Origin of the sequence: Kitasatospora sp. MAA4 (assembly GCF_029893355.1) — a bacterium.
Classification (GTDB): Bacteria; Actinomycetota; Actinomycetes; order Streptomycetales; family Streptomycetaceae; genus Kitasatospora.
Genome location: NZ_JARZAI010000022.1, coordinates 46,576 through 68,866 on the forward strand (window position 1 = coordinate 46,576; position 22,291 = coordinate 68,866).

Sequence of the window (22,291 nt, forward strand, 5' to 3'; positions counted from 1 at the left end):
CTAGCATGGCTATCTTCCTTACCAAGGACAGCAAGGTCATCGTCCAGGGCATGACCGGCTCCGAGGGCATGAAGCACACCCGCCGCATGCTCGCCTCCGGCACCCAGATCGTCGGCGGCGTGAACCCGCGCAAGGCCGGCACCACGGTCGACGTCGACGGCACCGAGGTCCCGGTCTTCGGCTCCGTCGCCGAGGCCATCGAGAAGACCGGCGCCGACGTCACGGTGATCTTCGTTCCGCCGAAGTTCACCAAGGACGCCGTCGTCGAGGCGATCGACGCCGAGATCGGCCTCGCGGTCGTCATCACCGAGGGTGTCCCGGTCCACGACTCGGCCGCCTTCTGGGCGTACGCCGGTGCCAAGGGCAACAAGACCCAGATCATCGGCCCGAACTGCCCCGGCCTGATCTCCCCCGGACAGTCCAACGCGGGCATCATCCCGGCGGACATCACCACCACCGGCCCGATCGGTCTGGTGTCGAAGTCCGGCACGCTGACCTACCAGCTCATGTACGAGCTGCGCGACCTCGGCTTCTCCTCGGCCGTGGGCATCGGCGGCGACCCGGTCATCGGCACCACGCACATCGACGCCCTCGCGGCGTTCGAGGCGGACCCGGAGACCAAGGTCATCGTGATGATCGGTGAGATCGGTGGCGACGCCGAGGAGCGTGCCGCGGCCTACATCGCCGAGCACGTCACCAAGCCGGTCGTCGGCTACGTCGCGGGCTTCACCGCCCCCGAGGGCAAGACCATGGGCCACGCCGGCGCCATCGTCTCGGGCTCCTCGGGCACCGCGTCCGCGAAGAAGGAGGCCCTTGAGGCCGCCGGCGTCAAGGTCGGCAAGACGCCGTCCGAGACCGCCCGCCTGGCGCGTGAGCTGATCGGCTCGCTCGGCCTGTAAGGCTCGAAAACGCCTCACCCCGGACCGGGTTCCCGGTCCGGGGTGAGGCGTTTCTGCGTTCAGTGCGCCGGACGGTACGGCGGCCAGGGTGCGGGCGGTGTGCTGCGGGCGGTGGTGGCGTGGCAGGGGCGCGGGAGGACCGGCAGGCAGCTGGCCAAGGCGGCGCCCGTCGGCGCCACCAGGGGCAGCGGTGCGTCGGCCGCCACCGTGGCCGGCGCCTGCGGGCTGGGAACGGCGCTGGGCGCGCCGCTGTCGGCCGGGCTCGTGAGCGCGGGGGAGGCGAGCACGGTGGAGGCGGGCGCGGACCCGCACCACGCGCTCCGCACACCGGGCCCGCCCGCTCCGCCGAACGCGGCGGGACCCGCGCTGCCGCTCCAGGCCCGGGTGCACACCGGCAGCGGGTGCGAGCGGGCGAAGAACGTCGACGGCCCGTTCCCGTCCAGCGAGGCCCCCACCGCGACCGCGGTGGCCAGCACCAGCAGCCCGCAGGCCACCGGCAGCGCCGCGGCGCGCAGCCGTCCGGTGGTCCGCACCAGGGCGGCGGCCGGCTGCGGGGGAGCCGGGCAGCCGCGCACCGCCGCCCGGTACAGCAGCCCGCCGAGCCGCCGCCCGAAGCCGGCCACCTGCGGATCGGCGCCGACCAGCTCGGGGACGCTGCGGGCCAGCTCGGCCCGGGCGGCCCGGACCCGGTCCTCGACGCCCGCCGTGGTGGACTGCACCTCGGCGGCCACCGCCGCGGGCGGTAGGCCCAGCGCGTCGTGCAGCACCAGGTCGCGGCGGCGCGGGCGGGAGAGCCGCAGCAGCGCCCTGAGCAGCGCCCGGTCACGCTCCGTCAGCTGTTCCTCGGACGCGTCGACCCGGATGCGCCGGTGCGGCAGGTGCCGGGCGCGGGTGCGTTGCGGGCCGACGCGGTGCCGGGGGGAGAGCGCGGCGTCGAACGCGCGGGCCCGCACCCAGGACTCCGGATCCGGCGCGGCGCAGACCTCGGGCCAGCGGTTCCAGGCGGAGCCGAAGGCCGCCCGGACGGCCTGCGCCGCGCTGCGCCGGCCCGCGGTGAGCAGGAACGTCTGCTGCACCAGGTCGTCGTGGCACTGCGCGTAGAGCGACTCGAAGCCCTCCCGGGTCGGCGGGAGGGCTTCGATCGCGGGCGGGGCCAGCAGCGCGGCGGCCTCGGCGCGGGTCCGCACCCCGAGCTTGCGCATCGCCCGGTGCAGATGGGTGCGCGCGGTGCTCGGCGCGACGTCCAGGGCCTCGGCGATGGCACGGGTGTCGTCACCGGCCACCAGTCGTGCGAGCGCCTGCGCCTCGCGCGGGGAGAGCAGTCGCAGTAGCCGCGAGGTTTCCGCGCCCGGCTGCGCACCTTCTCGAAAGTGACACATAAGCAGATAATCCGGGACACGGCGACCGCATGCTTCCTCACAGAGCAGGACGGGTGACGTTGGCACCATGAGGGACCATGACGCACCACCTGATGGACCGTCCGATCCCGCGCGGCGTCGGCTCGCTCAGTTCCGGCCCGGCGCTCGCGGGCTTCACCGCGGCGCTGGTCGGGCTTGCGACGACTGCCGCTCCCGTGCTCGTCCTCTGGGTCCTCTCGCCGTACCCGCAGGACACCGCGGGTGACGCGGGAAAACTGGTCGGCGGCGTCTGGCTGCTGGCCCACGGCGGGCCGCTGACCCGGGGTGCGGCCGAGGCGCCGCTCTCGCTGACACCGCTGCTCGCCACCGTGCTGATGGTCGTACTGGTGTACCGGGCGGGCGCGCGGGTGGTCCGGCGGACGGGGGCTCGCACCGGGGGCGTGCCGGCCGCGGTCTGCGCCGGCTACCTCGCGGTGGCGCTGCCGGTCGCCCTGGAGTGCTCGATGGCCGCCGCCGCCCTGCGCGCCCGGGTGCTGCCCGACCTGCTGGCGGTGGCCGCGCTGACGTACCTGTCCGCCGCCGCCGGGGCCCGGGCCGTCCCCGTCCCGCGCTGGTGGCCGGCCCAGGGGGCGCGGCTGCGGGCCTGGTCCGAGCGGTGGGCCGGACCGCTGCCCGACGGTGCCGAACTCGGCGCCGCCGTCCGGAGGTCCGTGGCGGGCGGCCTGCTGGCGCTGCTCGCCGGCAGTGCGCTGCTCTTCGCCCTCGCGGTGCTGCTGGGCTCGGACGGCACCGACCCGGTGGTCCGCGCGCTCACCGGCGGCAGCGTCTCCGGCGCGGCCGGCCTGCTGCTGACCTGCCTGCTCCTGGTGCCCAACGCGGTGGTCTGGTGCGCCTCGTACACCCTGGGCGCGGGCTTCCTGCTGGGGACGGGGACGGCGGTGGCGCCCGGGCGGGTGGTGCTCGGGGCGGTGCCGGACTTCCCGCTGTTCGCGCTGGTGCCGGACGCGGGCGCGGGTTGGCAGTACGCGGTGTTCGTGGTCCCGGTGCTGGCCGGCGCGGCCTGTGCCGGGCTGCTCGGCCGCGCCGCCGCCGGGTGCGCCGCGGGTCGCGCTCCGGGTGCGGACGAGGTGCCGGTGTCGGACCCGTGGGAACTCGGCGCGACCGCGCTGGCGGCCCTCGGGGCCGCGCTGGGCTCGGGCCTGCTGGTCGCGCTCGCCGCCTGGTTGGCGGGCGGCGAGCTCGGCGCGGGCCGGATGGCCGCGCTCGGACCGACGCCCTGGTGGGCGGGGGTGCTGGCGGCCGGGTGGTTCGCGGTGCTGACCGTGCCGGGTGCCCTCGGGGTGCGCTGGTGGCTGCTGCGCCCGGAGCGCGATCAGTTGGGGGAGCCGTGGCGCGACCGTTGGAGCGATCGGGCGGCCGGCTGGTGGCGGGCGGCGCGCGACGCCCCCGCCCTGCTCCGCCGTCGGCGCGGCGACGGCGGTGAGGGTGAGGGTGAGGGCGATGGTGTCGAAGAGAACTGACCGGCGATCAGTTCGGCGGGTTGGTGTACGAGACCAGCCACTGCGGTGCCAGGGTCGAGCAGCTCTGCTCGGCGGTGGTGGTCAACGCGTCGTTCAGGCAGGTGAAGTAGGGCTTGTAGGCGACGTTGAGCGCGAACGAGCCCATCACCAGCGCGACCGCGACACCACCGGTGAGCAGGCCGCCGAGCGCGGCCGGTGCCTGCGGACGGGTGCGCTGGCCGTACGGCCAGGCGACGGGGGCGCCGGCGTCCCCGGTGCTGGCGGTGCTGGTGGTGGTGGCGTCCGGGGCGGTCGCCGGGGCTGCGTCCTTGCCGGCCGCGCGGAGTGCGCTGACACCCCAGTACAGCGCCAGCACGCCGAGCAGCAGCGCGACGTACTGGATGCCGGCCAGCCCGCAGAACATGCTGGCCATGCCGCTCGCCAGCGCGTACCGCGAGCGGCGGTGCACCGGGTCGTTGGGGTCGAAGCGCGGCTGCTGCGGGGCCTGCGGGCGCTCCGGCCAGCCCGGGCCGCCGCCGCCCTGCCAGTTCGGGCTCCACGGGTGCGGCGGCGGCACCGGGGGCCGTCCCGGCTGTCCCTGCTCGCCACTTTCCTGACCGCCCTGCTCACCCTCGGCGCCGGGACGGCCCCCGGCCGCCGGCCTCTGCGGAATGCGCGGCCGCCACGGCTGGTCCGGGGCATCCTCCGGCGGCGGCGCGAAGGGGTTGCGCTCGTCGCTGTTCTTGCCGCTGCTCATGGTCGTCGGGGTCCTCATCGTTGTCGGGCGTCGGCAGGGCCGGGGTGGAGCTGCGGCGGGGTCGGCCCGACCCCGCCACCGGCGGGACGGTACTCCGCGCGCGGGGCACTGCCACCCATGATCTCGCAGGCCGCAGCTCGGCAGCGGGCGGCCTGCCGTTCGATGCGAAACCGCGTCCCGTGGCCCTGGACGCGCCCGGGATGCGCCCGGGAGGAGATCCCGCTCTCATCTCCCGGGATCTACGCGCGTGGAGCGGAATCCCAGGTGCGGGAGCTGTTCAACCAGCCGTTATCGTGGTGACGGTCAGCAGCTCCCCCAGGTTCCCCGGGGCCCGCAGCGCAGCGGGGTGTCCCGGCGTACCCGTCCGACCGCTCGACCTGCCGTCTGTCCGTAGTGGCCCCACCGCCGGTGGACGTACCAGCGGGCAGGCACCCCGACATACGGAGACTCGCGCAGTGGCCGCCGCTTCCACGCTCGCCTTCCCGCCTCCTTCCGATCGCCCGGCCCGGCTGGTGGTCCTGGTCTCCGGATCCGGCACCAACCTCCAGGCGCTGATCGACGCCGCCGCGGACCCCGCCTACGGCGCCGAGATCGTCGCGGTCGGGGCCGACCGCGGCGGCATCGCCGGCCTGGAGCGCGCCGAGCGCGCCGGCATCCCGAGCTTCGTCCACCGGGTCAAGGACTACCCCGGCCGCGCCGACTGGGACGCCGCGCTGACCGCCTCCGTCCAGGCGTACCAGCCCGACCTGGTGGTCACCGCCGGCTTCATGAAGATCCTCGGCGCCGGTTTCATGGCCGCGTACACCGGACGGATCGTCAACACCCACCCCGCCCTGCTGCCCGCCTTCCCCGGCGCCCACGGCGTCACCGACGCCCTCGCGTACGGGGTGAAGGTCACCGGCTGCACCGTCCACCTGGTCGACTCCGGCGTGGACACCGGGCCGATCATCGCGCAGGGCGTCGTGGAGGTCACCGACGCCGACCACGCCGATGGCGGCGACGCACTGCACGAACGCATCAAGGCTGTCGAGCGCACCCTGCTCGTCGACGTCGTGGGCCGCCTCGCCCGCGAAGGCCACCGTATTGAAGACCGAAAGGTATGGATTCCGGCATGAGCGCCGCCCCCAGCACCACTCCTCCCGTCTCCGAGAACGTCCGCCCGATCCGGCGCGCGCTGGTCAGCGTGTACGACAAGACCGGCCTGGAGGAGCTGGCCCAGGGCCTGCACGCCGCCGGGGTCGAGCTGGTCTCCACCGGCTCCACCGCCGCCCGGATCGCCGCCGCCGGCGTCCCGGTGACCGAGGTCTCCGAGCTCACCGGGTTCCCGGAGTGCCTGGACGGGCGCGTGAAGACGCTGCACCCCCGCGTGCACGCCGGTGTGCTCGCCGACCTGCGCCTGGAGTCGCACCGCGCGCAGCTGGCCGAGCTGGGCATCGAGCCGTTCGACCTGGTCGTGGTGAACCTCTACCCGTTCAAGGCCACCGTCGCCTCCGGCGCCACCCCGGACGAGTGCGTGGAGCAGATCGACATCGGCGGCCCGTCGATGGTGCGCGCTGCCGCCAAGAACCACCCCTCGGTCGCCGTCGTGGTCGACCCGGCCCGCTACGCCGACGTCCTGGCGGCCGTGAAGTCCGGCGGCTTCGACCTGCTGACCCGCAAGCGGCTGGCCGGCACGGCCTTCGCGCACACCGCCGCGTACGACGTCGCGGTGGCGCAGTGGTTCGAGACCTCGGGCTACACCGAGAGCGAGGAGGCCTTCCCGGCGTTCCTCGGCGCCACCTGGGAGCGCTCGAACGTCCTGCGCTACGGCGAGAACCCGCACCAGAGCGCGGCGCTGTACGTGGACGGCACCGGCGGCCTGGCCGGCGCCGAGCAGCTGCACGGCAAGGAGATGTCGTACAACAACTACGTCGACACCGACGCCGCCCGCCGTGCCGCCTACGACCACGACGGCCCGGCTGTGGCGATCATCAAGCACGCCAACCCGTGCGGCATCGCGACCGCTGACGACGTCGTCGAGGCGCACCGCAAGGCGCACGAGTGCGACCCGGTCTCGGCCTACGGCGGCGTGATCGCCGTCAACCGCCCGGTGACGGTCGCGCTGGCCGAGCAGATCGCGCCGATCTTCACCGAGGTCGTCGTCGCCCCCGCGTTCGAGGACGGCGCCGTCGAGGTGCTGGCCCGCAAGAAGAACCTCCGCGTGCTGCGCGCCCCCGAGGCGCCCTGCGAGCGGCGCGAGGCGCGCCGGATCAGCGGCGGCCTGCTGTTCCAGGAAGTCGACCGGATCGACGCTGAGGGCGACGACCCGGCCAACTGGACGCTGGCCACCGGCGAGGCCCTGTCGGAGACCGACCTCGCCGACCTGTCCTTCGCCTGGCGCGCCTGCCGTGCCGTCAAGTCCAACGCGATCCTGCTCGCCAAGGACGGCGCCTCGGTCGGCGTCGGCATGGGCCAGGTCAACCGCGTCGACTCGGCGAAGCTCGCGGTCGAGCGGGCCGGCGAGCGCGCGGTGGGGTCGTTCGCGGCCTCGGACGCGTTCTTCCCGTTCGCGGACGGCCTGCAGATCCTGATCGACGGCGGCGTCAAGGCCGTTGTCCAGCCGGGCGGTTCGATCCGTGACGAGGAGGTCGTCGCGGCTGCGGCGGCTGCCGGGGTGACGATGTACTTCACCGGGACGCGGCACTTCTTCCACTGAGACGAAAGGACAGGCACAGGTCCCGGAGACCTGTGCCTGTCCTGCTCTCACAGCTGATCGAATTCCCTTCCCGCCCCGGCAGTTGAGGTTCTACGATGGCTCGATGCCGTCGATCAAGCAGGTTCAGATCACCTTCGACTGCGCGGAACCTGAGCGCGTCGCCCGCTTCTGGCGCGAGGTGCTGGGGTACGAAGTACCGCCGGTGCCGGAGGGCTTCGCCACCTGGGCCGATTACGATCGCTCACTGCCGCCCGAGCACGAGGGCCCGGCGTACGCCTGGATCAACCCCGTGGATGGGGCCCCGCGACTGTTCTTCCAGCGCGTTCCCGAAGGCAAGGTCGTGAAGAACCGGCTGCACCTCGACGTGCGGGTCGGCACCGGACTCGTGGGCGAGGAGCGGCTGGCCGTGCTGGAGGCCGAGTGCGCACGGCTGATCGCGCTCGGCGCGGCGCGGGTGCAGCTGCTGCTTGCCGATGACGAGAACGAGTCGTGCCTGGTGATGCAGGACGTCGAGGGCAACGAGTTCTGCCTCGACTGAGCGGTCGCTGCTCGGGCTAGGACTCCGAGTCCGAACTGCCTTGTTCGATCTGCCGGATGAGCCGCTTGAGCTGGGTGACCTCGTCCTGCAGGGCGCGGCCGCCGGCGGGGGTGAGGGAGAGCCAGGTGCGGGCGCGTTTGCCCTCGTAGCCCTTCTCGATGCGGACCAGTTCGGCCTTCTCCAGGACGGCCAGGTGCTGGCTGAGGTTTCCGGCGGTGAGGCCGAGGGCCGTGCGCAGGAAGCCGAACTCGACCCTGCGCCCCTGGTGGGCGACGGTGAGGATGCCGAGACGGACGCGCTGGTGGACCACGTCGTCGAGGCCGTTGACGGGGTGCTGGTCGGCCGGGGGAGTCTGTTCGGTCTGCTTGCTCTGCTCGCTCTGCTTGCTCATGAGGAATCAGCGCGCCTTCCGGACAGCTCGGCCAGGCCGAAACCGAGGGCGCCGAGCAGGAGCAGCATGCCGGGGACACCGAAGCAGGGCAGCTCGGACCAGGGTGAGGTCACGGCGATCCCGGCCCACCCGGTGGTCAACGGCACCAGCTCGACGGCCAGGTACACCACGGTGAGCAGCAGCAGCGCGCGGTTCCGTTCCACCCAGGCCAGCACCAGCAGCGGGAGCCCGACGGCCATGGCGTTCCCGGCGAGTCGTTCGAGGAACATCGTCACCCCGGAGCCAGGGTCGAGGTGCAGGCCCCAGAAGTCGACCCGGCTGCCGGGCTGACCCGGCCCCTGGTGGAGGATCCAGAACGCGGTGGCCGTCGCCAGGCCGACCAGGGCGATCCCGGTGAGAACGTACGGCCGGACCGGGGTGCCCACTCCGCGGTTGCGGGAGCGGCGGATGTAGAAGTACGCCGTCGCGGCGTAGGCGAGGGCAAGCCCGACCGGCCAGTAGATCGGCGAGCCCTGCTTGATCAGGGTGCAGTCGCTGCCTGTCGCGGGGCCGCTCGCCGGGCAGGGGAGGGTCTCGACGTTGAAGGTTAAGCGGCTGACCAGGATGCCGCCCAGCGTGAGCGCGCCGAGCAGCAGGAGCGGGAACCAGGTCCCGCGTTGGGCCGAGCGGACTCGGCGGGTCAAGTCGCCGAGCCGGGCCAGGACTTCGTGGGGGGTGGCCGACGACGGCACCGATGCATCTGTCATGCCGTCAGCTTTGCATCGCAAACCAGTTGTGGCAAGAGACCGTGATGCCGAGGCCGCGCACCCGTGTCGTCCGACCCACGGGTGTCGCGGTTGCACCCGGAGGCGAGACATGCCTGTTAGGGCATGAATTCCGCACATGTGGTCGCTTCCTCTTACTTTGCAGAGATCGTGCGGACTACGCTGCGGATTCCGTCAAGACCGGATGTTCTGCAAGGATTCTCTGTCTCAAGAGTTGAGGAACAACGCCATGAGTGCTTCCCGTCGTGATCTGCTCAAGTGGGGTGTCGGAGTGGGCGGAGCTGCCGCTGTCGCGAGCCTCCTCAACTCGCCCTCCGCGCAGGCGAATCCCGCAGTCCCGTCCATGACGAGCTGGATGTCGGCGCTGTCCGGCAGTATCACGCTGAACAATCTCACCATTCCCGGCACCCACGATTCGTGCTGCGACGGTAACGGCAGCGGAGCGGCCTTCGCTAAGACGCAGGGGCTGGGAATCACCGACCAGCTCTTCGGCCTGGGTATCCGCTTCCTCGACATTCGCTGCAACGGGCTTCAGGGAACGGCGAGCCAGCTGGGTATCTACCACGACAAGTACTACCAGAACCTCCGACTCGAAGACGTCCTCAACCAGTGTCGTGCTTTTCTGTCGCAGCACCCCGGGGAGACGCTGATCATGCGTCTGCGCAACGAGTCGGCCGGTGGCCAGGCCCTCGCCCGGGAGGAGTTCAAGCGCCGCGTCAACTACTACTTCAATGAGCTGGGATTCCGCAGCCTGTTCTGGCTCAACCCCAACTCCGCCTCCACCTGGCCGACGCTCAGCGCCGCACGCGGCCGGATCGTGCTGCTCAACGACTTCGACGACAGCAACGAGTGGCAGCAGATCACCTGGGGCAGCGACACCTGGTTCCGCACCCAGGACAATTATCAGTACGGAAACCCGGACGATCGCGTCGGCCTGGCAGCGAAGGCCAAGGCCATCGTCGCGCAGTTCGACCAGGCGTTCCTCAACCCGGGCGCACAGCAGATGTACGTCAACTTCACCAGCTTCGCGGGTCACTTGGGCATCCCCTACACCAACGCCGAGCACCTGATGCCCGGGGTCCGCGCGTACCTGAGTGCGCGGACGAGCCAGCGGGCGCGTTTCGGCATCGTGCCGATGGACTTCCCGGACGCGTACTCGGACATCCCGACGATGCTGGTGCAGAAGAACTTCGTCTAGCAGTGGGGTAGGCCTGCTGGGCGGTTGGACGACTGACGGGCCGTGGGCATCGCCCACGGCCCGTCAGGTGTTTTACGCGACGAAGTGGTCGAACTCGCCGGCCCTGTCCGGCCTCCCGCCTCCGTTTGCCCCGCGCCACCGGATCGGGCACGCCGCCGGCCCCGGCCCGCTCACCGCCCGCCCGGGCCCGGCTCCGCCGGCGGTCCGCCCCGGCCGCCGAAGGTCAACCGTGAGAAGTCGCGCCCCTGGACCACGACGTTCTGGCGCCCACCCGAGACCTCGTTGTGCACCACCTCGTACCGGCCCTCGTCTCGGGGTGGAGCCAACTCATCTAGCAATGCGCGCAGTTCGGCCGCCGCACCTGGGTCCGCGGCCAGCAGGCGCCGCAGCCGGATCCGCCACTGCGCCTCCACGTCACGCGCCAGCCCGTTATCCCCGTCCGCCCGGGCCGTGGTCAACTCGGCTCGGGAGCTCTCAAGTTCACCGAGTACCGTCTCATTCTCATCGTCGCCCTCGGCACTGCGGCTCAAGAACCGGGCCATCCGGCCCCGCACTGCAGTCCAGGCATCCGACACCATCAGCCCTACCAGGGTCGTCGCCCCCGATGAGGCCAGCCCCACCAGTTCCGCTTCCACCACACCCACCCCGTCCCGTATGCCTGCCCCTGCTGCTAGCCGTAGTTCCTCGTCCAGGTGGTCAGCACGGGCCGGTAGCCCACCCGCGCCCACAGGGGTGCGGCGAGCGGGTTGTGCAGGCTGTGGTGGAGCAGCACGGCCTGCGCGCCACGTGCCCGGAGCTTCGCATGTGCGGCGGCGACCAGCGCCTGCCCCACCGACTTCCGCCTCGCCTCCGGTTCGACGAACAGCCGGGACAGGTACCCCGTGGGCTCCGTGGTGACCTGCTGTTCGATCCACGCGCCGTGCGGGAACGTCCCGTGCAGGAATCCGGCCGGTACGCCGTCGATCAGCGCGGTCAGCACGAAGGAGGGCTCGCCCGCCAGGGCACCGGCCAGCTCATCCGCCAGCAGGGTCCGGAGGGCCGCCCGCCGAGGCAGCACCCCTAGTTGGGTCTCGAACAGGTGCAGCCGCTCCGCCTGCCCGACAAGCCGCTCCAGGTCGTCCGGCCGGGCGGGACGTACAGTCGTTCCGCCCGGCGGATCCGTCCGCTGCGCCAGCCGCTTGAGGACCAGGGAGGTCAGCGGGGCGAAGCCGTGCCGGACGAGCGGAGCGGCGCAGGCTGTGTCCAGGCTGGGCCAAGTGAGCACCGTGGACCGGTCGGTGTCTAGCTGGGCATCCGGCCCAGCGCCGAGCTGGCTGAGCAGTCCGGCCAGTACCTCGTCGAAGGCCGCTGCGGGGTCCGGTCCGAAGACGCGTACCTGCAACACGTGGCGGCGCAGCGCACCCCAGAGGGCCTCGAACGTGTCCTTGCCGAATCGGTACTCTTCGATCCGGCCAGCCGCGACTGACCCGTTCCTGCTGGAGACGGCGAGTTCTTGGTCCTCCGCCAGCGGGGGCGCGGGGGCTATCCGGGGGTCGATCTGGGCCACTCTGCGGTCGTGACGTTCCATCAGAAGAGCGATGGGGTCGGCTCCGAGGCTGGCCGCGAGGCGCTTGTTCACGGGAACAGCCCCGCGATCCGCTCGCGCTGGGCCGTCGCGCGCGCGTCATCGAAGCCGCTCAGGACCGCCGCGGCCTCCGCGGCGCAGCCCGCGGCCCCCTCTCCGTCACCGGCACCGGACAGTGCCGGCGCCAGGTTGACCAGGGCATTGGCGAGGGCCCACTGATCCCGGGTGTCGCGGTAGGTGACGACGGCCATGCGGTGGAATCCGGCCGCCTCGGTGAAGCGGCCGAGGTCACGGTAGGCCTCGCCCGCGCAGTCGTGCGCCGCGGCCTCGCGGTTGCGGTCGCCGATCTGCCGCTGGGTCACGGCTGATTCCTGACAGGACACCAGGGCCTCGCCCGGCTCCCCAAGGGCGCGTTGGATCCGCGCGAGTTCCAGGAGCCAGAAGGCTCCCGCGGCCGTGAGTCGGTCCGTCCGAGCGATGTCGAGGGCTTGCCGGATGGTGGACAGGGCGGCCTCTGGCTCGCCCCGCTCCCGTTGCGTCATCGACAAGTAGAACAGGGCGTTCCCCTCGTTGGCCCGGTCGCCCGCCTCCTGGCAGAGCCGGACCGCCTCGGTGAGGTCCGCCGCCGCGGCATCAAGCTGCAGCCCGTCGAACCGGGTCATTCCCAGGTTGGACAGGAGCAGGGCCTCCCAGCGCAGATCCGCGAGGCCGCGGAAGATCTCCCGTCCTTCCTGGAACCGCGCCTCGGCGGTCGCAAGCCGACGGCGCCGCCAATCGACCAGGCCGAGGGCGTTGACGGCGATGCCCTCGCCGTAGCGGTCGCCGGTCTCCCTGCGCAGCCGCAGCGCCTCGCGGTGGTGCAGCTCGGCCTCGTCCAGCCGCTGCGACTGCAAGTACGCCTTGCCCAGGCTGTCGCGCATCTCCGCCTGCCCCTGCCGGTCGCCGATGGCGGTGGCTGAAGCGAGACCGGTTTCGGATACGGCGATCCATTCCTGGAACGGGTTGCGGTGCATGTAGACGTCGCGCAGCAGGGCGGCGATCCGCCACGCCACCTCGTGTTGGCCGCTGGCCGCGGCTGTGCGGACGGCGGACACCACGTTGGCCCGTTCCAGCTCGAACCACTGCAACGCCGCAGCGCGGTCCGTGAACTCCTCCACGACCACATCGGGATACGGCTCGGGCAGCGGGACGGGCCGCTCCAGCAGGGCCATGCGCGAGATCGCGCGGGCCAGGGCGAAGAGGTAGTGGCTCAGTATCCTCGCCAGGGCGCTGTCCCTGGCCTCCTCGCCCTCGTGCTGCGCCGCCTGCTGAGCGGCGTAGATTCGCAAGAGGTCGTGGAACTGGAACCGCCCGTACGCGGCCTGTTCGAGGACGTGCGCGCCCGTGAGGACGTCGAGCAACTGGCGGGCCACCGGGACAGTAGTGCCGGCGAGCGAGGCCGCAGCGGAGGCGCCGAACTCGGGGCCGGGGTGCAGACCCAACAGTCGGAACAGCCGCGCGGCTGGCTCCGACAGGGCTCGGTAGGACCAGGCGAAAACGGTCCGCACGGCGTCGGACTCGTCGTCCTCCTCGGCCGTCAGCGCATCCCACAGCGCCGACTCGTCCCGCAGGTCGGCGATCAGGTCGTTCAGGGGCATCAGTGGTCTGCTCGACGCGCGTTCGGCGGCGATCCGCAGGGCGAGCGGCAGCCGGGCGCACAGGCGGGCCAGCTCGGACAGGTCGGTGTCGGTGTCGGGCAGGGCACGGTACTCCGCCGTGACGGTGTGCAGCAGCCGCACCGCGTCCCGCTCGGAGAACACGTCCAGTGTGAGCCGGTGCGCGCCGTCCCTGGCGACCAGGCCAGAGAAGCGGTGCCGGCTGGTCACCAGCACCAGGCAGTCCGGGTTCCCAGGCAGCAGCGGCCGGACCTGGCTGACCGTCGCCGCGTTGTCCAGGATCACGAGCGCGCGCTGATCGGCCAGGAGCGACCGGAACAGTGCGGAGCGGTCCTCCAGGCGTGCCGGAATCGAGGACGGGGTGACGCCCAGGGCCCGCAGGAAGTGGTCGAGGGCCTGCTCCGCGGTGACCGGTTCGCCCGGGTCGTAGCCGCGCAGGTTCACGTAGAGCTGGCCGCCGGGGAACCGGTCGCGCACCCCGTGCGCCCAATGCAGGGCCAGCGAGGTCTTGCCCACGCCTGCGGTCCCGGTGATGACGTAGACCCCGTTGGCCCCCGAATCGCCGCCCCGCTCCGACCCTAGGACCGCGTCGAGCGCCTGGATCTCATTGTGGCGATTGACGAAGCTCCCCACGTCTCCGGGTAGTTGACGAGGGGGAGCGGGACGACCCGGGTCCGTCCCCTGGTGGAAGTGGACTCCGCCGTGCACGTTCCCGGCCTGCACCACGTCGTGCGCGGAGCCGGACAGGTCGGAATGGGACTCGAGGTGAGGGGGCTCGTCGGACGAGCGCGCCATCAGTGCTGCTCTTGCGCTGACAGGATCCCCTCGCGGGCGAGGTACTCCCCGATGCTCTCGCCCTTGCCGTAGAGCCCTTGCACGAACTCCCGGCAGCGAACGACCAGATCGCGCCCGGTATAGCGGACGCCACCCTCCTGGAGCCCGTTCTCGTCGTAGAGCAGGCGGTACATCACGTCATCGCCGAGCGTGATCAACTCGGGCAGTACGCCGCCCACTTCGTACGGGCGGACCCGCCCGGCGTCGATCACCCGGATGTGGTCGCCGAGTTCGTCCCGCATGAGCAGCACGCGCAGCGACCAGCGCATGTAATCGGTGAGCGGCTGCTCCACCACCCGGATCCGCCAGGTGTCGAACCCGTTGGCCCGCTGCTTGGCGTACTCCTGGGCGAGTACCTCGCGGCTGCTCTCCATCAGGGCCAGGGCCCCCGGCCAGTCTCCCCTGGAGAATGCGACCCAGCTGTCGTTCGTGGGCTCCTGGAATACCTGGAGGCGCTCCAGCTTCCAGAACCCCGGCTCACCGGTCCGCCAGAAGCGTTCATCGACGTCCGTCCAGTAGGCGTCGCCGATCAGCCGTTCACCCGGCGCGCCCGCCAGTTCCTCAAGCATCCGGGACGTCCATCCGTACCGCCCTGGCCATCCCCCGGGGGATCACCACGAGCCGCTCGTCCGCACCGACACTGACCCCACTGGGCAAGAGCCCGGCGTAGTTCTCGGTCAGGTCGCGCCCGATGACGACGACGTCCCCGTTGTCCAGCTCCCAAACGTCCGGGCAGCCGGTCTGGCCAGTGCTGCCGCTCTCTCCCGGTTCACGACCGCTGCCAGGATCCGTCGGCGCGATACCGAGTCGACGGACGAACGATGCCTGGGGGTCGGGACTCCAAACGCTCATAGTCACCCTCCGTGCCCAGTTGAACCCTTGGAGTGCCAGGCTAGCGCAACGGAGGTCTCGTGCCTACGGATTCGCCGCGCACGGGCGGCGCGGGCGCGAATCCTGGTCCGCCAACGCGCTAGCCGTGTTGTTCGGGGAGGTTGGTGCCGCGGCTGGCGCAGGGGCGTTGCAGCGTCCTGATGATCATGTGAGCCTGCGGCGCGCAGTGCTTCAGGGTGCTGAGGGCGGCCTGTCGCGGAAGCACCGAATCTCAGGTTGAACGGGGTGGCCTTCCCAAGTCACCTTGCCCTGCCGGAGTTTCGACGTGTTGTTCAGTCCGCCACCGTGTGTCTGGTCAAGCCACCCAGCCTGGCGGGTGTCGCGGCGGTGCTGCTGGCCAAGGACGTCACCACGCGCCGCCACGACCGCGAGACCGGCCGCGGCAGTAAGAAGACCTGCGTCACCAGGGTCCTCGCAGGGACGCGGCACTTCTTCCACTGATGCACCACCCCTGAGGGCCGCCGGGCGAAACCCGGCGGCCCTCAGGGCGTTTCTATGCGGGAGTTAGACGGCGAAGTGGTCGAACTCGCCGGCCTTGGCACCCTTGAGGAAGACCGCGAGGTTGGCCACGGTGGTGGTGACGACCTGGTCGGGGTCGTCGCTCTCGCGTACGAGGATGGTGTCGCCGTCGCGGGAGATCTCCAGGCAGTTGGCCTGATCGCTGCTGAACGACGACTTCTGCCAGTCGAGAGTAGTCATGTGTGCCTTCTCTAAAGGGTGTACAGGATGTGCTGAATCAGGCCCCAGGAGTCCCGTTCTGCGTGGACTCGTGAGGACGGACTCGAGTTCACTGGTGGAAGTGCCAACTCGGTGAGGCGATTGAACCGGCTGCGATAGACGGACACGGCAGCCGGATCAGCCAAGTAGACCGAACCGACTGGATGCTCCATCAGGACCGTGTCCAAGGCTGAGTGCTCCGCTGTCATCACCATGAAGGGCGTGTCGGTGGAGGCGTACTCCTGGCAGGTGAACGGCAGGATCTGAAGGGTGACTTGCGGAAGATCGCTTACTTCCAGGAGATGGAGTAGCTGCTCCCGCATGACCTGCTTTCCACCGTAGTGTTGATGTAGCGCGCTCTCGTGGATGACGGCATGAAGAGGTGTTGGATCGTGGGCTTCAAGAATTCTTTGACGGTCGATCCGGAAGCGCAAGGAATGTTCGCGGCTGCTGCTATTCGCCAGAATGACGCGGGCGTAGTCCGCGATCTGCAGTAGCCCGGGAATAAGCAGCGTCTCGTAACTGGCGAGGCTCCTGGTGTTATCCTCGGACTCCGCCAGATCGAGCGCGGATGGTGTGACGACGCCGTGGTAGGCCGTCCACCAGCCCTTCCCGGTGCGCCGACTCATCGTGGTCAGTGCCTCGCGGAACAGTGAGTCGCTGCAGCCGTAGAGGTCGAGCCAGGCGGTCAACCGTTCAAGGTTGATACCGAGACGACCGGCCTCTATATGACTCACTGCCGGTCCGCGAATGCCGATTCGCGCCCCGGCTTCAGGGGCGGACAGTCCCGCGTTCTCACGTAGTCGGCGCAGCTCGGCGCCCACGCGGCGCTGTCGCTCACTGATCTCGGTCCGCAGTCCCACGCCCTTCCTTTCGTTGCGCACGCAGTCTCGCGCGACTTGCTCCAGGCGCGCTACCTGCTTGATGGGCGTCAACCTTGCGAGCGGACGACCAGTCTAGGCGACTGTGCCAAGTAGGTTGCAACGTTGGCACTGTAGCCCTACTCTCGGTAGCACATCGCTTAGCCGACGGACCGTCAGTAATCGTCCCCGACAACCGAAGAGCACCTGCACGCCCACGCCCGGGCCTTGCTTCACGCTCACGGTGCCGGCCCCGACGCGAGCACCCCCCTATCCTGCGGAGCACCCATGTGCGTCCTCAAGCCCCCTGGGCAGATCCCCAGTTGGGACCTTCACCGCGAACTCCTCGGCAACACCCTGACCGCTGCCGGATGGCAGCGCGACGACCGGCGTGACGCCGAGACCGTCCTCTACGAACTGCTCGCCAACGCCTACCGCCACGGCGAGGGCACCCCGACCGTGGTCCTCGTCCTCCTCACGGCCCGCGCTCTGCGAGTCATCGTCGCCGACGAATCCCCCCGCGTTCCCGTTCCCCAACTCATCAGCAGCGAAGCCGAGTTCGAGCGGGGGCTGCTGATGGTCACCGGGCTGGCCGACGCCTGGGGCGTCGAGCGCCGGACGTACGGCAAGGCCGTGTGGGCGCACCTGAGCAAGGGGGCGGCCGCGTGAGCGACGCCTGGAAGCCCAACCGGCCCGGCGATGCCGAGACTCGCGCTCTGAGCGTGGATCAGGTGCGCGGCCTGCTCGACCAACTGCATGCCCTCGGCAAGCCGCTCGGTGTCGTCTTCCCCAGTGCGGAGACCGGCGGCCGGGCGATCGACGGAGACCTGCTGGTCGTCTTCGGCGGCGGCCCGGTCTCGACCGTCACCAACCTCCTCCATCTGCTGCGCGAGCACGTGCGCCGCGCCGACGAGTAGGGCTGACCTGCGTCACAGCCCGTACGCCGAAGGAGGGCCCCGGCCTGGATGGCTGGGGCCTCCGCCCGGGGGTTCCCAGTGGCCGCCCCACGAGTCCGTCGCGGTGCGTCGCAGCATCAGGGGGCGGCCGTTGCGCAGGGTGCATCGTCGGTGGCCGACCGGTCAGCGAGTCAACAGCTTCCGGACGGCGTCGCTGACGCCGGGTAGTTCGCTGCGGTCGGCCCAGGTGTGGTCGTCGTGCTCGGTGAGGGTGATCGGCTCGGCCTTCTCGACGGTGACCTCGAAGGTGAGTTGGCGGGTGAGGGCGCCGCTCTTGGAGGTGTAGTCGAACTGCCCGAGGTAGGCGGTGACCTGGTCGATCGTCAGGCCGGTCTCTTCCTCGGTCTCCCGCAGCAGCGCGTTCTCGAACTCCTCGCCGGGCTCGACCTTCCCGGAGGGCAGCTCCCACAGGCCCGGCATGAAGTCGTCGGCGGGCCGGCGGAGGAGCAGCACGCGGCCCCCGTCCGCAATGACCGCGGCGACGACGAATCGGGTGATCCCGGCCTCCTGGGCGTCGAAGAGCAGGCCGGGGGCGAAAGCGGGATCTGCGAAGGGGGACGTCACGGCAGCAGCTCCTTGTGGTGGTCGCTCACCTTGATGGCCGCGCGGACGTATTGCCCGGCCGGCGGACGATCCTCCTTGCGATGTCAGACGGTTGGCGTGATATTCCGAGCGGTGCTTGGGGTGTCTGACTATCCTGGCGGGCGTGGCCGGTAACGAGAACGATCTTGAAGTTCTGCGCGCTGCGGCGCTCCTGGACCCGGACGAGCATGAATATTGGGATGTCGTAGGTGAGTTCCAGCGCCGTGCGGATCGGTCGGCGTTCGAGGCCGCGGGCGTGGTGGCCCGGGCCGGGGACATGCGCGAGCGGATCATCGGCCTGAACGTTCTGGGTCAGCTCGGTGAGGGTGCCGAGCGCCCGTTCCTGGAGGAGACCCTGCCGATCGCCATCGAGGCCTGCGCCGACCGGCGGTCCGACGTGATCCAGGCAGGGGTGGTCGCGCTGGCTCATCTCGCCGACCGTCGAGGCCTTGCCGCCGTGTTGGGGCAGGAGGGGCACGACGACGAGGATGTGCGCCAGGCGGTGGCGTTCACGCTGCCGTCGGTCGCGGGAGATCCCGCCTGCCCGGAAGCCGTCGCCGCCTTGATTCGGCTCAGCGGCGATCGGTCGGACTATGTCCGTGACTGGGCGACTTTCGGTCTGGGGCTGGAATCGACGGGTGACGGCGAGCAGATCCGTCGCGCCCTGCTGGAGCGGGTGGGCGATCCCGACCCGGACGCGGCCGCGGAGGCGTTGCGCGGCCTGGCCCGGCGCGGTGATCGGCGCATGCTGGCGGCGCTGGGCGCGGCGCTGGAAGGCAGCGACCCCGCCGACAACGTCATCGAGGCCGCGTTCGAGTTGGCCGCGCCGGAGCTGCTTCCCGCCCTGCGCCGGCTCAAGCAGCGGGAGACGCTCGGCGACGACGCTGCGCAGACGTCGAGACTCGACGAGGCCATCACCGCGTGTTCCACCGCGGTACACAGCAGTGTCGGCCTGGATGCGACGCCTGGGGTGTCGGGTGCCGGACGTACGGCAGGGCCGTAGGGCTCTCTTCCAGCGGGTGACGAACGGCTCGGCTCCCGTCGTGGGAGCCGAGCCGTCAGGCGTGCCGGGGTGCGGGGGACTACTAGGCGCGGATCACCAGGCTGCTGACGATCTTGTCGGCCAGGGTCTGGCCCTTGTCGTCCCAGAGCGGCCAGAGGTAGCCGATGCCGCAGAGCGCGGAGTCGACGACGTGCGCCAGGCGGCGGACGAAGCACATGCCGAAGCCCAGCGGCTGGCCGTCGATCTCGCGGACCAGGCGGATGCCGACGGCCTTCTTGCCGATGGTCTGGCCGGTCTTGCCCTCACGGATCAGCTGCCAGATGCCGAGGATGAAGGTCAGCAGGGCGCCGACGCCGATGATCGCGAGGCCGGCTCCGGCGGAGCTGGAGGAGGAGTTGGCGCAGACCGTGAGGCCGGTGTCCGGGTCGACGGAGCAGCTCTTGACGGCGCTGAACAGCATCGAGAAGCCGATGGCGTAGCTGATGGTCAGCGGGATGAAGATGACCAGGCTGTCGATGATCGAGCCGCCGACGCGCGCACCCCAGCTGGCCAGCACCGGCGGGGCCGGGGCGTAGCCGCCGTACGGGGCCTGCGGCGGCACGCCGTAGCCGGCGGGCGGCTGCTGCGGGTAGCCGTAGCCCGGCTGCGGCTGCTGCGGCTGGCCGTACGGGTTCTGCTGCGGCGGGACGCCGTACGGGGCCTGCTGCGGCTGGCCGTAGGGGTTGTTGGGGTCGGGCGGGTAGGACACAGGTGCCTCCGGGCGGTGTGACGTACGGACTTCGGGACGGTGGGGACAGCGGGTGAGATTAGCGGAGCGCGCTGACGGTCAGACACCCAGGCGGTTCAGCTGCCACAGCCAGGCGGTGACGGCGGCTCCGGCGATCAGCGCGTTGCGGGTGCGCGGTGCCTGCCGCCACCACCAGGCGCCGCCGCCGAGCGGTGCGGTCAGCAGGGCGATCACGCCCACCACGGTGACCGGGTTGGCGGTCAGGGCGGCGAGCCAGTGGCCGTGGCCGGCCTCGATGAAGACGGTGGTGCTGCCGCAGGCGGGACACGGGATCCCGGTGAGCCGGCGCAGCGGGCAGAGTACCCCGGGGTCGTGCGCGTCGTGCAGTGCGGCGACCGCCAGTGCGGCGCCCGCCGCCAGGCCGCAGCGCAGCGCCGTACGGGCCAGCCGGCCGGCCGGCGTGGCCGTGGCCGGCGCGGCGCGGACCGGGGTGATCACGGGATCTGGCTGAAGGCGTTGGCGTAGAAGACCACCATGGCGATCAGGATCAGCGTGGCGACCGAGCCGATCACCACGCCGCCGATCGCCAGGCTGCGGCCGACGCCGGTCTTCCTGGCCCGGCCCAGCGCGCCGATGCCCAGGCCCAGGCTGACCGGTCCGAGCACGACGGCGAACGGGACGCACATGCCCAGGACGCTGACGAAGCCGAGCACCACCGAGGCGACGGCCAGGTTGTTGGGCGGCTGCACGGCGGCGGGGTAGGGCTGGTGCTGCTGCGGATAGCCGTAGGGGGCCTGCTGCGGGGGGTACGGCTGCTGACCGTACGTCGGGGCGGGCTGCTGCTGCGGGTAGCCGTAGGGGGCCTGCTGTCCGTAGCCGGTCTGCTGGCCGTACGGATCGTAGGGCCCCTGCGGCTGTTGGTACGGATTGCTCATGGTGCTCTTCCCCCGGGGTCGGACATGTGCTCGGGGCCTATCGTCGGGCGTCGCGCGGCGGGCTGTCCAGCCGCTGAGCATGCGTCGGGCGCAACTGTGGCGCAAACGCAACTGGATCCACACGTTCCGTTAAGGCTGGCGGGTGCGTGCGGGAGCAGTGCCGCCGATCCGGGAGGATAGGACCATGACTGCCCAGATTCTCGATGGCAAGGCCACCGCAGCCGCGATCAAGTCCGAACTCGCCGTCCGCGTGGCGGCCCTCAGGGAGCGGGGCATCGTCCCCGGCCTCGGTACCGTCCTGGTCGGCGACGACCCGGGCAGCCACTCCTACGTGCGCGGCAAGCACCGCGACTGCGCGCAGGTCGGGATCGCCTCGATCCAGCGCGAACTGCCCGCCACCGCAAGCCAGGCGGACGTCGAGGCCGTGGTCCGCGAGCTCAACGAGGACCCGTCCTGCACCGGCTACATCGTCCAGCTGCCGCTACCCAAGGGCCTGGACGCCAACCCGGTCCTGGAGCTGATGGACCCCGACAAGGACGCCGACGGCCTGCACCCCACCTCGCTGGGGCGGCTCGCGCTCGGCATCGAGGGCCCGCTGCCCTGCACCCCGTTCGGCATCGTCGAGCTGCTGCGCCGGCACGACGTGGAGCTCAACGGCGCCGACGTGGTGGTGGTCGGCCGCGGCGTGACGGTCGGCCGCTCGATCGGTCTGCTGCTCACCCGCAAGAGCGAGAACGCCACCGTGACGCTCTGCCACACCGGCACCCGCAACCTCTCCGAGCACCTGCGCCGGGCCGACATCATCGTCGCCGCGGCCGGTGTGCCGTACCTGGTCAAGGCCGAGGACGTCCGCCCGGGCGCGGCCGTGCTGGACGTCGGCGTCAGCCGGACCGAGAACGGCCTGGTCGGCGACGTGCACCCGGCGGTGGCCGAGGTGGCCGGCTGGCTGTCGCCCAACCCGGGTGGTGTCGGCCCGATGACCCGCGCCATGCTGCTCAACAACATCGTCGAGGCGGCCGAGCGCCAGGCCGCTCGCTAGTTCGAGGGACGCCCCATGAACGCGGTACGAGTGGGCCGGTCGCGCCGCCGGCCGGACAGGACCACGGGCACGCTGCCGCCGGAGGGCTCCGGCGCGGCCATGGACCGCGGGCACACGCTGCCGATACGGCAGTGGCCGATAACGCTGGTGCTCGCCGTGGTCGGGCTCGGCCTGGTCATCACGATCTACAGCGGCTTCCGGTACGGCCTGCTGACGATAGGGGCCGGGCTGGTGCTCGGCGCGGCGCTGCGCGCGCTGGTGCCGGAAGTCGGCCTGCTCGCGGTGCGCAGCCGCTTCACCGACGTGCTGGTCCTGCTGTTCCTGGGGACGGTGATCATCCTGCTCGCCCTGATCGCCCAGCCGGACCCGTGGTTGCAGGCCGACGTCCTGGAGAACCTCGGCAAGCTCATCGGCCGGCGCCACTGAGCA

Annotated in this window: 27 protein-coding genes; 12 read left to right on the top strand and 15 right to left on the bottom strand. The window is 71.2% G+C overall.

The window, feature by feature from the left end:
* Positions 1-5 precede the first annotated feature (5 nt).
* Complete coding sequence (gene sucD / locus P3T37_RS26505) at positions 6-899, top strand: succinate--CoA ligase subunit alpha (protein WP_280726396.1); 894 nt, start codon at positions 6-8, stop codon at positions 897-899.
* Between the two features lie 59 nt (positions 900-958).
* Here the strand turns inward: sucD and P3T37_RS26510 are convergent, their stop codons facing one another.
* Positions 959-2,278: a helix-turn-helix transcriptional regulator gene (locus P3T37_RS26510; RefSeq protein ID WP_280726397.1), complete on the bottom strand. Its 1,320-nt coding sequence runs from the start codon at positions 2,276-2,278 to the stop codon at positions 959-961.
* A 77-nt stretch (positions 2,279-2,355) separates the two neighbouring features.
* On the opposite strand from P3T37_RS26510, the gene P3T37_RS26515 reads away from it, so the two are divergent.
* Entirely contained in the window at positions 2,356-3,777 is a 1,422-nt protein-coding gene (locus P3T37_RS26515) for a DUF6350 family protein (RefSeq protein WP_280726398.1), read from the top strand.
* Between the two features lie 7 nt (positions 3,778-3,784).
* On the opposite strand, the gene P3T37_RS26520 is transcribed toward P3T37_RS26515, so the two are convergent.
* On the bottom strand, positions 3,785-4,513 hold the full coding sequence (locus P3T37_RS26520; RefSeq protein WP_280726399.1) for a hypothetical protein: 729 nt from the start codon (positions 4,511-4,513) through the stop codon (positions 3,785-3,787).
* A 455-nt stretch (positions 4,514-4,968) separates the two neighbouring features.
* Here P3T37_RS26520 and purN point away from each other — a divergent pair, with 455 nt between their 5' ends.
* The 3 genes from purN to P3T37_RS26535 all read left to right on the top strand — a co-directional run bounded on the left by purN (position 4,969) and on the right by P3T37_RS26535 (position 7,746).
* Positions 4,969-5,628 carry a phosphoribosylglycinamide formyltransferase gene (gene purN / locus P3T37_RS26525; protein WP_280726400.1) on the top strand — a complete coding sequence of 220 codons (660 nt, stop codon included), beginning with the start codon at positions 4,969-4,971 and terminating at the stop codon, positions 5,626-5,628.
* On the top strand, positions 5,625-7,208 hold the full coding sequence (gene purH, locus P3T37_RS26530) for a bifunctional phosphoribosylaminoimidazolecarboxamide formyltransferase/IMP cyclohydrolase (protein ID WP_280726401.1): 1,584 nt from the start codon (positions 5,625-5,627) through the stop codon (positions 7,206-7,208). Before purN ends, purH begins: the two co-directional genes overlap by 4 nt.
* Positions 7,209-7,311: 103 nt before the next feature.
* A complete protein-coding gene (locus P3T37_RS26535; RefSeq protein ID WP_280726402.1) occupies positions 7,312-7,746 on the top strand; it encodes a VOC family protein in 435 nt (144 codons plus the stop codon).
* 16 nt (positions 7,747-7,762) lie between these two features.
* On the opposite strand, the gene P3T37_RS26540 is transcribed toward P3T37_RS26535, so the two are convergent.
* Together P3T37_RS26540 and P3T37_RS26545 are read right to left on the bottom strand one after the other, a co-directional pair.
* Positions 7,763-8,137, bottom strand: coding sequence for a transcriptional regulator (locus tag P3T37_RS26540; protein WP_280726403.1), 375 nt, complete (start codon positions 8,135-8,137; stop codon positions 7,763-7,765).
* A complete protein-coding gene (locus tag P3T37_RS26545; protein WP_280726404.1) occupies positions 8,134-8,883 on the bottom strand; it encodes a hypothetical protein in 750 nt (249 codons plus the stop codon). The genes P3T37_RS26540 and P3T37_RS26545 overlap by 4 nt, the downstream gene beginning before the upstream one ends.
* Before the next feature lie 373 nt (positions 8,884-9,256).
* Here P3T37_RS26545 and P3T37_RS26550 point away from each other — a divergent pair, with 373 nt between their 5' ends.
* Complete coding sequence (locus tag P3T37_RS26550; protein ID WP_280726405.1) at positions 9,257-10,099, top strand: phosphatidylinositol-specific phospholipase C; 843 nt, start codon at positions 9,257-9,259, stop codon at positions 10,097-10,099.
* A 170-nt stretch (positions 10,100-10,269) separates the two neighbouring features.
* Here the strand turns inward: P3T37_RS26550 and P3T37_RS26555 are convergent, their stop codons facing one another.
* The 5 genes from P3T37_RS26555 to P3T37_RS26575 are packed head-to-tail and all read right to left on the bottom strand — an operon-like array spanning position 10,270 to position 15,004.
* The gene (locus tag P3T37_RS26555) at positions 10,270-10,734 is read right to left on the bottom strand and encodes a hypothetical protein (RefSeq protein ID WP_280726406.1); all 465 of its coding nucleotides are present in this window, start codon (positions 10,732-10,734) and stop codon (positions 10,270-10,272) included.
* 35 nt (positions 10,735-10,769) lie between these two features.
* Positions 10,770-11,666 (bottom strand): GNAT family N-acetyltransferase, encoded by an 897-nt coding sequence (locus P3T37_RS26560; RefSeq protein WP_280726407.1) that lies wholly within the window; start codon positions 11,664-11,666, stop codon positions 10,770-10,772.
* A gap of 47 nt (positions 11,667-11,713) precedes the next feature.
* Positions 11,714-14,113: a tetratricopeptide repeat protein gene (locus tag P3T37_RS26565; RefSeq protein WP_280726408.1), complete on the bottom strand. Its 2,400-nt coding sequence runs from the start codon at positions 14,111-14,113 to the stop codon at positions 11,714-11,716.
* Positions 14,113-14,721, bottom strand: a complete 609-nt coding sequence (locus P3T37_RS26570; protein WP_280726409.1) for a DUF6879 family protein — start codon at positions 14,719-14,721, stop codon at positions 14,113-14,115. The genes P3T37_RS26565 and P3T37_RS26570 overlap by 1 nt, the downstream gene beginning before the upstream one ends.
* Positions 14,714-15,004, bottom strand: a complete 291-nt coding sequence (locus tag P3T37_RS26575; RefSeq protein ID WP_280726410.1) for a hypothetical protein — start codon at positions 15,002-15,004, stop codon at positions 14,714-14,716. Before P3T37_RS26575 ends, P3T37_RS26570 begins: the two co-directional genes overlap by 8 nt.
* A gap of 324 nt (positions 15,005-15,328) precedes the next feature.
* Between P3T37_RS26575 and P3T37_RS26580 the strand changes: the two genes are divergently transcribed.
* Entirely contained in the window at positions 15,329-15,484 is a 156-nt protein-coding gene (locus tag P3T37_RS26580; RefSeq protein ID WP_280726411.1) for a hypothetical protein, read from the top strand.
* 63 nt (positions 15,485-15,547) lie between these two features.
* On the opposite strand, the gene P3T37_RS26585 is transcribed toward P3T37_RS26580, so the two are convergent.
* A complete protein-coding gene (locus tag P3T37_RS26585) occupies positions 15,548-15,742 on the bottom strand; it encodes a DUF397 domain-containing protein (RefSeq protein WP_280726412.1) in 195 nt (64 codons plus the stop codon).
* An 11-nt stretch (positions 15,743-15,753) separates the two neighbouring features.
* Positions 15,754-16,695: a helix-turn-helix transcriptional regulator gene (locus P3T37_RS26590; protein ID WP_280726413.1), complete on the bottom strand. Its 942-nt coding sequence runs from the start codon at positions 16,693-16,695 to the stop codon at positions 15,754-15,756.
* A 213-nt stretch (positions 16,696-16,908) separates the two neighbouring features.
* Between P3T37_RS26590 and P3T37_RS26595 the strand changes: the two genes are divergently transcribed.
* Both P3T37_RS26595 and P3T37_RS26600 read left to right on the top strand, forming a co-directional pair.
* On the top strand, positions 16,909-17,289 hold the full coding sequence (locus P3T37_RS26595) for an ATP-binding protein (protein ID WP_280726414.1): 381 nt from the start codon (positions 16,909-16,911) through the stop codon (positions 17,287-17,289).
* Positions 17,286-17,537 carry a hypothetical protein gene (locus tag P3T37_RS26600; RefSeq protein ID WP_280726415.1) on the top strand — a complete coding sequence of 84 codons (252 nt, stop codon included), beginning with the start codon at positions 17,286-17,288 and terminating at the stop codon, positions 17,535-17,537. The genes P3T37_RS26595 and P3T37_RS26600 overlap by 4 nt, the downstream gene beginning before the upstream one ends.
* 162 nt (positions 17,538-17,699) lie before the next feature.
* Here the strand turns inward: P3T37_RS26600 and P3T37_RS26605 are convergent, their stop codons facing one another.
* Positions 17,700-18,140 carry an NUDIX domain-containing protein gene (locus P3T37_RS26605; RefSeq protein WP_280726416.1) on the bottom strand — a complete coding sequence of 147 codons (441 nt, stop codon included), beginning with the start codon at positions 18,138-18,140 and terminating at the stop codon, positions 17,700-17,702.
* Between the two features lie 142 nt (positions 18,141-18,282).
* Between P3T37_RS26605 and P3T37_RS26610 the strand changes: the two genes are divergently transcribed.
* Positions 18,283-19,161 carry a HEAT repeat domain-containing protein gene (locus P3T37_RS26610; RefSeq protein WP_280726417.1) on the top strand — a complete coding sequence of 293 codons (879 nt, stop codon included), beginning with the start codon at positions 18,283-18,285 and terminating at the stop codon, positions 19,159-19,161.
* Positions 19,162-19,243: 82 nt separating this feature from the next.
* Here the strand turns inward: P3T37_RS26610 and P3T37_RS26615 are convergent, their stop codons facing one another.
* The 3 genes from P3T37_RS26615 to P3T37_RS26625 all read right to left on the bottom strand — a co-directional run bounded on the left by P3T37_RS26615 (position 19,244) and on the right by P3T37_RS26625 (position 20,823).
* Entirely contained in the window at positions 19,244-19,909 is a 666-nt protein-coding gene (locus P3T37_RS26615) for an RDD family protein (protein ID WP_280726418.1), read from the bottom strand.
* Positions 19,910-19,987: 78 nt separating this feature from the next.
* Entirely contained in the window at positions 19,988-20,386 is a 399-nt protein-coding gene (locus tag P3T37_RS26620) for a DUF2752 domain-containing protein (protein ID WP_280726419.1), read from the bottom strand.
* Complete coding sequence (locus P3T37_RS26625) at positions 20,383-20,823, bottom strand: hypothetical protein (RefSeq protein ID WP_280726420.1); 441 nt, start codon at positions 20,821-20,823, stop codon at positions 20,383-20,385. The genes P3T37_RS26620 and P3T37_RS26625 overlap by 4 nt, the downstream gene beginning before the upstream one ends.
* A gap of 184 nt (positions 20,824-21,007) precedes the next feature.
* On the opposite strand from P3T37_RS26625, the gene P3T37_RS26630 reads away from it, so the two are divergent.
* Together P3T37_RS26630 and P3T37_RS26635 are read left to right on the top strand one after the other, a co-directional pair.
* On the top strand, positions 21,008-21,862 hold the full coding sequence (locus P3T37_RS26630; protein ID WP_280726421.1) for a bifunctional methylenetetrahydrofolate dehydrogenase/methenyltetrahydrofolate cyclohydrolase: 855 nt from the start codon (positions 21,008-21,010) through the stop codon (positions 21,860-21,862).
* Between the two features lie 15 nt (positions 21,863-21,877).
* Entirely contained in the window at positions 21,878-22,288 is a 411-nt protein-coding gene (locus tag P3T37_RS26635) for a DUF3017 domain-containing protein (RefSeq protein ID WP_280726423.1), read from the top strand.
* Positions 22,289-22,291: the final 3 nt, after the last annotated feature.

Bases quoted from the DNA above. Each gene is read 5' to 3' on its own strand.
- sucD (WP_280726396.1), top strand. From the start codon at position 6: ATGGCTATCTTCCTTACCAAGGACAGCAAGGTCATCGTCCAGGGCATG.
- P3T37_RS26510 (WP_280726397.1), bottom strand. From the start codon at position 2,278: ATGTGTCACTTTCGAGAAGGTGCGCAGCCGGGCGCGGAAACCTCGCGG.
- P3T37_RS26515 (WP_280726398.1), top strand. From the start codon at position 2,356: ATGACGCACCACCTGATGGACCGTCCGATCCCGCGCGGCGTCGGCTCG.
- P3T37_RS26520 (WP_280726399.1), bottom strand. From the start codon at position 4,513: ATGAGCAGCGGCAAGAACAGCGACGAGCGCAACCCCTTCGCGCCGCCG.
- purH (WP_280726401.1), top strand. From the start codon at position 5,625: ATGAGCGCCGCCCCCAGCACCACTCCTCCCGTCTCCGAGAACGTCCGC.
- P3T37_RS26535 (WP_280726402.1), top strand. From the start codon at position 7,312: ATGCCGTCGATCAAGCAGGTTCAGATCACCTTCGACTGCGCGGAACCT.
- P3T37_RS26540 (WP_280726403.1), bottom strand. From the start codon at position 8,137: ATGAGCAAGCAGAGCGAGCAGAGCAAGCAGACCGAACAGACTCCCCCG.
- P3T37_RS26545 (WP_280726404.1), bottom strand. From the start codon at position 8,883: ATGACAGATGCATCGGTGCCGTCGTCGGCCACCCCCCACGAAGTCCTG.
- P3T37_RS26550 (WP_280726405.1), top strand. From the start codon at position 9,257: ATGTCGGCGCTGTCCGGCAGTATCACGCTGAACAATCTCACCATTCCC.
- P3T37_RS26560 (WP_280726407.1), bottom strand. From the start codon at position 11,666: ATGGAACGTCACGACCGCAGAGTGGCCCAGATCGACCCCCGGATAGCC.
- P3T37_RS26565 (WP_280726408.1), bottom strand. From the start codon at position 14,113: ATGGCGCGCTCGTCCGACGAGCCCCCTCACCTCGAGTCCCATTCCGAC.
- P3T37_RS26570 (WP_280726409.1), bottom strand. From the start codon at position 14,721: ATGCTTGAGGAACTGGCGGGCGCGCCGGGTGAACGGCTGATCGGCGAC.
- P3T37_RS26575 (WP_280726410.1), bottom strand. From the start codon at position 15,004: ATGAGCGTTTGGAGTCCCGACCCCCAGGCATCGTTCGTCCGTCGACTC.
- P3T37_RS26585 (WP_280726412.1), bottom strand. From the start codon at position 15,742: ATGACTACTCTCGACTGGCAGAAGTCGTCGTTCAGCAGCGATCAGGCC.
- P3T37_RS26595 (WP_280726414.1), top strand. From the start codon at position 16,909: ATGTGCGTCCTCAAGCCCCCTGGGCAGATCCCCAGTTGGGACCTTCAC.
- P3T37_RS26625 (WP_280726420.1), bottom strand. From the start codon at position 20,823: ATGAGCAATCCGTACCAACAGCCGCAGGGGCCCTACGATCCGTACGGC.
- P3T37_RS26630 (WP_280726421.1), top strand. From the start codon at position 21,008: ATGACTGCCCAGATTCTCGATGGCAAGGCCACCGCAGCCGCGATCAAG.
- P3T37_RS26635 (WP_280726423.1), top strand. From the start codon at position 21,878: ATGAACGCGGTACGAGTGGGCCGGTCGCGCCGCCGGCCGGACAGGACC.